This is a genomic window from Shewanella sp. A22 (genome assembly GCF_053850585.1).
Genome location: NZ_JBSQBN010000149.1, coordinates 1 through 9,959 on the forward strand (window position 1 = coordinate 1; position 9,959 = coordinate 9,959).

Genomic DNA, 9,959 nt, shown 5'->3' on the forward strand with positions numbered 1-9,959 from the left:
GGCTTCAGAGAGTTCCATAAAAAAATCCGATAATAAAGATTATCGGATTTTCGCAGACTGAAAAGATCGGTCAACCGATCTGTTCAGATTTTATAGCATTACCGCTTAACTGATCGGCATTACGCCTGAAGGCGGTGTTTTTTTATGGAGCTAAAGGTAATTAAGCTTCTGCAACAACAGAAATTTTAACTACAGCTTTAACTTCAGTGTGTACTTGTACTTCAACTTCGAAGTCACCAGTAGTGCGTAAAGCACCTAAAGGTAAACGTACTTCAGATTTAGCAAGTGCTATGCCAGCTGCAGTAACTGCATCAGCGATATCACGGTTGCCAACTGAACCGAATAATTTACCTTCATCACCTGCTTTAGAAGCAATTACAACAGCTTCTAATGCAGTTAATGCTTCAGCACGAGCAGTCGCAGTTGCTAATTCAGCAGCTAATTTAGCTTCTAATTCAGCACGACGAGCTTCAAATACTTCAGTGTTTGCTGCGTTTGCTACAACTGCTTTACCATAAGGTAAAAGGAAGTTACGAGCATAACCAGCTTTAACAGAAACTTGGTCGCCTAAGCCACCTAAGTTTGCAACTTTATCTAGCAGAATAACGTTCATTATCAAATCCTCTATATTCGGTTAGGAATTAATACTGCAATATTACTGATGTAAATCAGTATAAGGCAGTAGAGAAAGATAACGAGCACGCTTGATAGCGCGAGCTAGTTGGCGTTGGTATTTAGCACTAGTACCAGTGATACGGCTAGGAACAATCTTGCCGCTTTCAGTGATGTAGTTCTTTAAAGTAACGATATCTTTGTAATCAATCTCTGCGACACCTTCAGCGGTGAAACGGCAGAACTTGCGACGACGGAAATAACGTGCCATTTTGACAGTCTCCTAAGTTTTCAATTCGACATTTTCAGCATGCAAGACTAAACGGTTTTGACCATTTCGCCCTTGTTGTAATGAAAGAAACCCTTCAACATCAACTTGCACACCGGCTTGTAATTTATTTGCAACGCTATTAAAGCGCGGACCACTTAATATCACTTGAATCAAACAGTAAACGTTTCTCAACATGTCTACTTCTTGTCGTTGCGATTTATGCTCTACCGTTATCACCACATGGGCAATACCGCTGGGGCTATCAAATCGTCTTGAACGAGTTACCGTCCCGGACAATGCTAAGTGGTTATTCACAAAAAATTATTCAGCGTTTTCTTCAGCGCTTGTTTCTACAGTACGGTCATCAGAAGGTGAACGACGTGTTTCACGTTCGTCTCTTGCTTTTGCCATAGGAGAAGCTTCAGTAACAGCAGTTTTAGTGCGCATTACCATATTACGCAGAACAGCGTCGTTGAAACGGAAAGCTGTTTCTAGTGCTTCAATAGACTCTGCAGATGCTTCTACGTTCATAAGAACATAGTGAGCTTTATGTAGGTCTTGAATTGGGTAAGCCAATTGACGGCGACCCCAATCTTCTAAACGGTGGACTGTACCATTAGCAGCAGTGATAACACCGGTGCAACGTTCAATCATACCTGGGACTTGTTCACTTTGATCTGGGTGAACCATAAATACGATTTCGTAATGACGCATTTATTGCTCCTTACGGTTAGGTAGCCTCGTTTTGGCTCAGTCAGACCAAGTTAGAGGCAAGGAACGAATTAAAGTGACTGATTTGAGCGCGCGATAATACATAAAGCACGCCGTAAACTCAAGCATTAACTCACTCTTTTCAGCAATCTTGATTACAGGTATGATGGCGACAGTCCAATATATCGCGCTTACGCCGTCAAAGAACAAAATACCCAATGATAATAATGAAAAAAATATTCACCACATGCTGCCTCCTTCTTCTCTCTGCATCAGCATGGGCATTGGTTCCACCAGATTACCAAGAACCACCAAGTAATTTTAATGCCGAAGTAGAAGCGGGACTCCAGCTCAACAGTGGCAATAATGAGACTAAAAATTTCAACGGTCGTACTTACATGACCTATGATTCGATTAACACCAAACAAGAAGCCACACTTAAAGCTTACTATTCTGCAGATGGTAGCGAATCGACCGCAGAAAAATATGAACTCTTTTTACAGTCCAACTATAAATTACAACGGGGATATGTTTTTGGGCGTGGTGAATTTACATGGGATGAATTTGGTTCATACACTCGTATTTCGACCATTTCGACGGGTTACGGTTTTGACTTAATTAAAAACTACAAAACCAAGTTAAGTCTTGAAGTGGGTCCAGGTTATCGTTATGACCTCGCCAAAGAAAGCACGCTAGATCCGAATCCTGAAGCAAACCGTGATGTCATTATCCGTTCCGCAGCTAAATACACTGTTAAATTACAAGAGTACACCAGCCTTAATGCAGACGTAACGGCAGAAACAGGCCAAGATAATAATACCTTAACTCTTGATATGAGCTATAAAAATACCTTTATTCAAGATTGGGCATTTAAAATAGGAATGAACATCAAGTACACTGAAGTCGTTCCTGATGAAAGTAAAAATACCGATACCATCACGACATTTAACTTGTTGTACACGTTTCAGTAGTTATTCATATCGCTTAAATGAAGTGAAACAAAATACTTAATATGTGAGATGCATATGCACTTACTGAATCAATAAAGGCGCAGTTATGAACAGCCCTCTACGCAGTTTTGCTTCGTTATATAGTACAACCTTTTTAATGGTACTTGCGGCAGGTTTACTGACAACCTACTTAGGATTAAGACTGACCACAATGGAAGTGCCGCAAATATGGATCGGTGGCATGATGTCTGCCTACTATATTGGTCTTGTATGTGGCTCCAAAGTTGGCCATAAACTAATTGCACAAGTGGGTCACATTCGTGCTTTTGTGGCTTGTGCCGGAATCGTCACCGCATCTGCCCTTGGCCACGCCTTAATTGACAACTTAACCGTATGGCTAATATTACGCCTTGCTGTTGGTATGGGAATGATGTGTCAGTACATGGTGTTAGAGAGCTGGTTAAACGAACAAGCCGAAACCAACCAACGCGGTACCGTGTTTGCCAGTTACATGATTGTATCTTATTTGGGGTTAATGGCGGGCCAAGGTGCAATTAGCTTATACCCTGAGCTCGGCCTAGAACCACTGTTACTTATCGCCATCTGCTTTGCATTATGTATTGTACCCATTGCAATCACTCGCAGAATTCACCCTGAACCACTCACTCCAGCCCCTTTAAAAATGGGCCATTTCTGGCTACGCGCACCACAAGCATTAACCACTATCGCCTTAGGCAGTATGATTGTAGGGTGTTTTTATGGCTTAGCGCCCTCTTATGCTACAGCCAAAGGCATAGATCCTGAACATGTAGCCTTGTATATGTCATGCACCATTTGTGCAGGCTTATTTGCACAATGGCCTATGGGCAAGTTATCTGACTTAATTTCTCGCAGCTTACTAATACGTATAAATTGCGCTTTATTAGGGGTATTGGTATTAGTTATTACTATAGTGCCGTTCCATTCTGTTTATTCACTGGTATTAACCAGTTTATTTGGAGTTTTGGCATTTACCCTCTATCCATTAGCAACTGCATTAGCAAACTCTCGGGTTGAACAACATGAGCGAGTTGGTCTTTCTGCTACTATATTGGTCACCTTCGGTATTGGTGCCAGTATTGGACCACTGGTTGCCTCCGGCTTAATGCAAGCGTTAGGTGACCAAATGCTTTATGGCTTTATGGCGATATGTTCATTTACGTTATTGGCTCGGTTAATGTGGATAAATTTACGCCAAAAAGCAGAGCAAAGCTCAACAGGCGATTATGTTATGGCTGGGGGGGATTTAGTGAGTTCACCTCTAGCAGCATCATTTGACCCAAGGGTTGATGTTGAAATGGTTAACGAGCAAATGATATACCCTGCTGACGATGCCTTTGATATGTTAGACGATATTATTGACGAAGAAAACGATGAGCAAGACGACGCAGAAGAACAACCCGACTACAACGCAGCTTATAGCAATGTGACTAATGAAGATAAGGCTTTAGAAAACATTGACGAAGAAGACGTTGATAATGAAATGGGCCATCGTTAATGTAATACCAATGCCTTTAATACCAAAATAAAAAAACGGCGATAATCAATTATCGCCGTTTTTGTTAAAGAATCTTAAGCTTATGCGTCTAAACGTTGTCTTACGGCTTCAAATAAACACACACCTGTAGCAACAGACACGTTAAGACTCGATACGCTACCCGCCATCGGGATAGACACTAATGAGTCACAACTTTCGCGTGATAACCGACGCAAACCTTTATCTTCTGCACCCATTGCGATAGCCAGAGGCCCTTTAAGATCTGCTTGGTAAACATTACCATCGGCTTCACCCGCTGTACCAACAATCCAAATACCTTTGTCTTGCAGGTGACGCATGGTACGTGCAAGGTTAGTAACTTGAAATAAAGGGATGATTTCAGCTGCACCGCAAGCCACTTTACTCACTGTTGAGGTTAATCCAACCGAATTATCTTTCGGTACAATAATGCCATGCACCCCTGCTGCATCAGCATTACGTAAACATGCCCCTAGGTTATGCGGATCGGTTACACCATCTAAAATTAATAAAAATGGCACAGCGGTTTTATCGAGCAATGCATCTAAATCGCTTTCTGTCAGTGGTTTTACAGCCTTCACTCGCGCCACAATACCTTGGTGTTGTGAACTCCCCGCTTTATCATCTAGCACTTTACGCGCAGCACGCTGCAATGTTGTACCAAAGCTTGAAGCTATATTAACCAATGGAGTTAAACGTTCGTCATCACGCCCTTGTAAAAGCCATAGCTCAATAACACGTTCAGGGCTGTTTTTTAATAAGGCTTCAACGGCGTGAATACCAAAAATCGTATCTTGTTTTTTCATCTAATTACTTTCTCTTGCTGCGCTTGGCAGGGGTTTTCTTAACGCTAGAATTTGGTTTTGTGGCATCCGATTTTTTTGCAGTTGCAGAGGGTTTCTTTGCTGCTGTAGGTTTAGCTGCAGGAGATGAGGCCTTGCCACTTGTGCGACGTTTGCTGGTTTTAGGTTTGTCAGACTTTGTCGGAGACTTACCTCGCGCTAACTTAGCTCCTTCAGCATTAACGCGCTGGCGGGCCGTTGTAGGTTTACTGCCTTTACGCGCTGACTTCCCTGCACTTTTACTGTTGTCACCCACCATCAATAAGTCAATTTGACGATCATCAAGGTTGACTGCCGCAACTTTAACCGTCACAGGATCACCGACTTGATAGACTTGGCGGGTGTTTTCGCCAATTAACCGTTGGCGCATTGGATCAAATTGATAGTAATCACTTGCAAGGCTGGAAATATGTACCAATCCATCAATGAATAATTCGTTTAATCTAACAAATAACCCAAAACTAGTGACTGAGGCAATAACCGCATCGAATGTATCGCCGACATGATCTTGCATATATTCACATTTGAGCCAATCACTCACATCGCGAGTAGCTTCATCTGCGCGGCGCTCAGTAGTCGAACATTCTTCACCTAATGCATCTAATTCTTCAATTTGGTAAAGATAACCACCATCTTGAGTCCATTTATCGTTAACATCACCCTGCTCTTTGGCGAGTAAATATTTAATCACTCGATGTAACACTAAATCAGGGTAACGACGAATTGGCGAGGTAAAATGCGAATAAGCTTCTAATGCCAAACCAAAGTGACCTTCGTTATCTGGGCTATAGATTGCTTGGCGCATTGAACGCAATAACATGACTTGGATCAGCTCAAAGTCTGGACGGTCGGCAATTTTCAACATCAGATTTTGATAATCTGTCGGCGTTGGTTCAAGTCCGCCATCCATGCTTAAACCACGTTCAGCAAGAAACTCTTTAAAATTAGCCAGTTTTTGCTCTGAGGGTGCTTCATGAACACGATATAACACTTCGCCTTTGTGTTTTTTGACAAATTTAGCAGAAGCCACATTGGCTAAGATCATGCATTCTTCAATAATTTTATGTGCTTGGTTACGACCTCTAGGGACGATTTTGTCAATTTTACGCTGCTCATTAAATATAAACTGGGTTTCAAGCGTTTCAAACGCAATGGCTCCGCGTTCTGCACGACGCTCGTCTAGCGTGAGATATAATGACTGCAAACATAATAAATGTGGGAATAATGCTTCATACTCAGGTGCAATAGGACCACCTTCAAGCATCGCAGCAACTTGAGTATAAGTAAAGCGAGCATGAGAATGCATTACCGCTGGATAAAACTTAGTACCGGATAGCTTACCCGCAGCAGAAATGGTCATCTCTGCGACCATACATAAACGGTCAACTTTAGGTTTTAATGAACATAAACCGTTAGATATTTTCTCAGGCAACATAGGGATAACTTGCGACGGGAAATATACCGAGTTACCCCGAGCGCGCGCTTCGGTATCTAATGCCGAATCAGTGCGAACATAATGACTCACATCAGCAATCGCGACCCATAAACGCCAGCCACCGCTCGGTTTAGCTTCAGCATAGACAGCATCGTCAAAGTCACGGGCATCTTCGCCATCAATAGTGACTAGCGGTAAATGACGTAAATCAACGCGATCTAGCTTGTCTTCTTCGGGTACTTCATCAGGAATACGCTTGAGTTTTTTCTCAATAATCGCTGACCAAGTGTGCGGTAAATCGTAATTACGTAACGCAATTTCAATTTCCATTCCCGGTGCCATTGTTTTACCTAAAACCTCGGTCACTTTGGCTGCCGCTTTGACAAAACGACCAGGGCGACGGGTTAACTCAACCACAACAACATCGCCTGCGCGTGCACCTAGCGTATCTTCGCTAGCGATTAATATTTCTTGGGTAATACGTCGATCATCTGCAATAACAAACCCCATGCCACCGTCGACATGGTAGCGTCCAACTAATGCTGCTGTTCGTGCTTGTACTAATCGCACGATACGTGCTTCACGACGACCACGACGATCAGTGCCCGCTTTTTGCGCTAACACTTTATCACCATGGAAATACATTAGCATATCGCGGTTATTAATAAATAAATCGTCACCGCCTTCATCGGGCTTAAAAAAGCCGAAACCATCACGATGGCCTAAAACAGTGCCAGACAATAAGTCCATGCGCTCGGGTAAGCCATAGCTTTGGCCACGAGTAAAGACTAACTGGCCGTCACGCTCCATTGCACGCAAGCGACGACGAAGTGCCTCTAATGGCTCTTCTTCTGTAATGTTTAATGCTTCGGCAATTTTATCGCGGCTAACTGGAGACTTTTGTGCTCGCAAGTATTCTAAAATATACTCACGGCTAGGGATAGGATTGTCGTACTTGTCTTGTTCTCTCTCAAAATGAGGATCGTTGATCATTCAATTTCCAAATAATTCGCTCCATATCGTGGAGCCTTTAACGGGTGTACTGCTGCTGTGGCTGTTGTGCTCTGTCCACTACACTGGCAGGCATTTGTGCAGCAAGCATCAGCAATAAAGACGAAGCCTTTTTCTGTTGGGCGTCGTTATCAAATATACTGTTATATAACCAATGATAGCCAAGTTCATAGTCAGCAGGGCTTCCATAGCCCTCACCAAATAAACGAACCAGCATCATTCTTGCGGTTAAATCACCATTTGCGGCAGCTGGCAGAATATATTGTACTGCACGGTTGGGATTTTTAATGACTAGTTTACCGCGATAATAATAATCTGCCAATTTTACCATAGCTTCTGCGCTACCTTGCTCGGCAGAGTCTTGAAGTAACACCATGCCACGAGAAGGGTGGGCTTTAACACACACACCGTTATTGAGCATTTCCCCCCATAAAAATTGATACATGGGTTGCTTTAATACTTCTGCGCGAGCCTCAATATCTTGAACTAATTGGCAATCATCAGCCTTTACACGCTGTAAATATTGATTTGAGCGAATAAGCGCAATTAATTGCTGATCACTATATATATCGACAGCCTCTGTAACGGCAAATACATTGGCAGAAACAACACTCAACAATAATAAAGAGATACGCAGCATAAGAATTCTCAATGAAACTTTGATGACTTATCCATCGGCAGTATAGCGTATTTCTTGAGTATAAACTGCTACAACCGCTAATTGCACTCATTAAAAAGGCCGCTTATCGCGGCCTTTTAATCTTACTTGAACGGATTAACCAAAATCATGGTTTCATTTCGGTCCGGACCAGTAGAGATAATATCAATGGGCGTTTCTAATAACACTTCGAGTCGCTTGATATAGTTAATTGCCGCTGGAGGTAATTGTTCAATTGTAGTGGCACCAAAAGTGTTTTCACTCCAACCAGGCATGGTTTCATAAATTGGGGTAACTAAGTCATATCCTTCTGCTGCTAAAGGCGTTACCTTTGAAACAGTTCCATCAGGATATTGATAGCCCACACAAATCTTAACTTCTTCTAGACCATCTAACACGTCTAATTTGGTCAAGCAAAAACCACTCACACTGTTGATTTGCACTGCACGGCGCATAGCCACGGCATCTAACCAACCAGGACGACGTTTGCGACCTGTTGTTGCACCGAACTCTTGGCCTTTTTCACCAATATAATCACCAAGCTTATTGGCTAATTCTGTTGGGAATGGACCAGCACCTACACGAGTGGTGTACGCTTTCATAATCCCTAAAACATAGTCTAGGTGACGAGGACCAAAACCAGACCCTGTCGCAACACCGCCAGCAGTAGTATTTGATGACGTTACAAATGGATAAGTACCATGGTCTATATCTAATAATGTACCTTGTGCACCTTCAAATAGAATTGGCTCACCCGCTTTGCGCGCGACATCAAGCATTTCACTCACATCAGTACACATGCTTTTTAGATAATCAGCAATAGCTAAGGCATCATCAAGTGTTTGTTGGTAATCAACCGCTTCTACGTGGTAGTACTCAGTTAACATGAAGTTATGGTATTTCATCACTTCTTTTAACTTAGTCGCAAAGAGTTCTGCATTAAATAAATCGCCAATGCGCAAACCGCGACGAGAGACTTTGTCTTCATATGCAGGTCCAATACCACGACCTGTTGTACCAATGGCTTGGTTACCGCGAGCTTTCTCACGAGCAACATCCAATGCACAATGGAATGGAAGGATAAGCGGACATGCTTCAGAAATTAACAAACGTTCTTCTACAGGTACACCGCGTTCTTTTAGCATGTTGATTTCTTTCAACAACGCATCAGGAGCGACAACCACACCATTACCGATAATACATTTTACGTTATCGCGTAAAATACCTGACGGAATAAGGTGAAGAACGGTTTTATCACCATCAATAACCAAAGTATGACCAGCGTTATGGCCGCCTTGGTAACGAACTACGTATTTTGCCTGTTCTGTTAAAAGGTCGACAATCTTACCTTTGCCTTCGTCACCCCATTGAGTGCCGAGTACGACTACATTTTTACCCATTATTAGCTGCAACGTCTTGTGGTATAAAATGGAATTTTAACAGATTTTAGGGGGTTATAGGCAAGTGTTTTATTGAAAAATGATCAACAAAACAACTCCCGCGGTAACTAAACAGCCACCTAAGCGTCTGAGAACATTTTGCTTTTGCGTTGAAAGCTCTAATAAATATTTTTGCCATTTGTTAGGGAAAAGTAATGGACCAAGCCCTTCAAGAATTAAAACCAAGCCAAATGCAGTCATTAATAATTGTATATTCATGTTTTAGCTTCTCTTTCATTGACACGTTACGCCGATAATCTTCGACAATCTGCTGTGTTATAGAACACCATAGTTCTTGATATCGAACAATGTTTTCCATTTCTTTGTTGCGTTGTTTTATACCAATCCTATTATACCAATCCTATTAAATATGTGATCTTTCAGCGGGAGTTCAAAGTGCTGTAGGCAAGGCAGATGATTGAAGCGAATAGTGATCCTCGGTAACAAGCTCCTGCGTTACTCTACCTCCAGCATC

The 9,959-nt window shown here is 42.3% G+C and carries 11 protein-coding genes; 2 read left to right on the top strand and 9 right to left on the bottom strand.

Features of this window, described 5'->3' with window-relative positions:
• Positions 1 to 160: 160 nt before the first annotated feature.
• The 4 genes from rplI to rpsF are packed head-to-tail and all read right to left on the bottom strand — an operon-like array spanning position 161 to position 1,597.
• A complete protein-coding gene (gene rplI / locus ACWXWT_RS18405) occupies positions 161 to 613 on the bottom strand; it encodes a 50S ribosomal protein L9 (protein WP_456043033.1) in 453 nt (150 codons plus the stop codon).
• Between the two features lie 42 nt (positions 614 to 655).
• Complete coding sequence (rpsR, locus tag ACWXWT_RS18410) at positions 656 to 883, bottom strand: 30S ribosomal protein S18 (protein ID WP_006083042.1); 228 nt, start codon at positions 881 to 883, stop codon at positions 656 to 658.
• A gap of 12 nt (positions 884 to 895) precedes the next feature.
• Positions 896 to 1,198 carry a primosomal replication protein N gene (gene priB / locus ACWXWT_RS18415; protein WP_456043034.1) on the bottom strand — a complete coding sequence of 101 codons (303 nt, stop codon included), beginning with the start codon at positions 1,196 to 1,198 and terminating at the stop codon, positions 896 to 898.
• 6 nt (positions 1,199 to 1,204) lie between these two features.
• A complete protein-coding gene (rpsF, locus tag ACWXWT_RS18420) occupies positions 1,205 to 1,597 on the bottom strand; it encodes a 30S ribosomal protein S6 (protein WP_456043035.1) in 393 nt (130 codons plus the stop codon).
• Positions 1,598 to 1,821: 224 nt separating this feature from the next.
• On the opposite strand from rpsF, the gene ACWXWT_RS18425 reads away from it, so the two are divergent.
• Together ACWXWT_RS18425 and ACWXWT_RS18430 are read left to right on the top strand one after the other, a co-directional pair.
• Complete coding sequence (locus ACWXWT_RS18425) at positions 1,822 to 2,565, top strand: DUF481 domain-containing protein (RefSeq protein ID WP_456043036.1); 744 nt, start codon at positions 1,822 to 1,824, stop codon at positions 2,563 to 2,565.
• An 85-nt stretch (positions 2,566 to 2,650) separates the two neighbouring features.
• Positions 2,651 to 4,081: an MFS transporter gene (locus tag ACWXWT_RS18430; RefSeq protein WP_456043037.1), complete on the top strand. Its 1,431-nt coding sequence runs from the start codon at positions 2,651 to 2,653 to the stop codon at positions 4,079 to 4,081.
• A gap of 80 nt (positions 4,082 to 4,161) precedes the next feature.
• On the opposite strand, the gene rlmB is transcribed toward ACWXWT_RS18430, so the two are convergent.
• From rlmB to ACWXWT_RS18455, 5 genes are all read right to left on the bottom strand, one after another.
• The gene (gene rlmB / locus ACWXWT_RS18435; protein ID WP_456043038.1) at positions 4,162 to 4,905 is read right to left on the bottom strand and encodes a 23S rRNA (guanosine(2251)-2'-O)-methyltransferase RlmB; all 744 of its coding nucleotides are present in this window, start codon (positions 4,903 to 4,905) and stop codon (positions 4,162 to 4,164) included.
• A 4-nt stretch (positions 4,906 to 4,909) separates the two neighbouring features.
• On the bottom strand, positions 4,910 to 7,369 hold the full coding sequence (gene rnr / locus ACWXWT_RS18440) for a ribonuclease R (protein ID WP_456043039.1): 2,460 nt from the start codon (positions 7,367 to 7,369) through the stop codon (positions 4,910 to 4,912).
• Positions 7,370 to 7,406: 37 nt separating this feature from the next.
• Positions 7,407 to 8,027 carry a tetratricopeptide repeat protein gene (locus ACWXWT_RS18445; protein WP_456043040.1) on the bottom strand — a complete coding sequence of 207 codons (621 nt, stop codon included), beginning with the start codon at positions 8,025 to 8,027 and terminating at the stop codon, positions 7,407 to 7,409.
• Positions 8,028 to 8,149: 122 nt separating this feature from the next.
• Positions 8,150 to 9,445 (bottom strand): adenylosuccinate synthase, encoded by a 1,296-nt coding sequence (locus ACWXWT_RS18450; RefSeq protein ID WP_456043041.1) that lies wholly within the window; start codon positions 9,443 to 9,445, stop codon positions 8,150 to 8,152.
• Between the two features lie 69 nt (positions 9,446 to 9,514).
• A complete protein-coding gene (locus ACWXWT_RS18455; protein WP_456043042.1) occupies positions 9,515 to 9,703 on the bottom strand; it encodes a DUF2065 domain-containing protein in 189 nt (62 codons plus the stop codon).
• Positions 9,704 to 9,959: the final 256 nt, after the last annotated feature.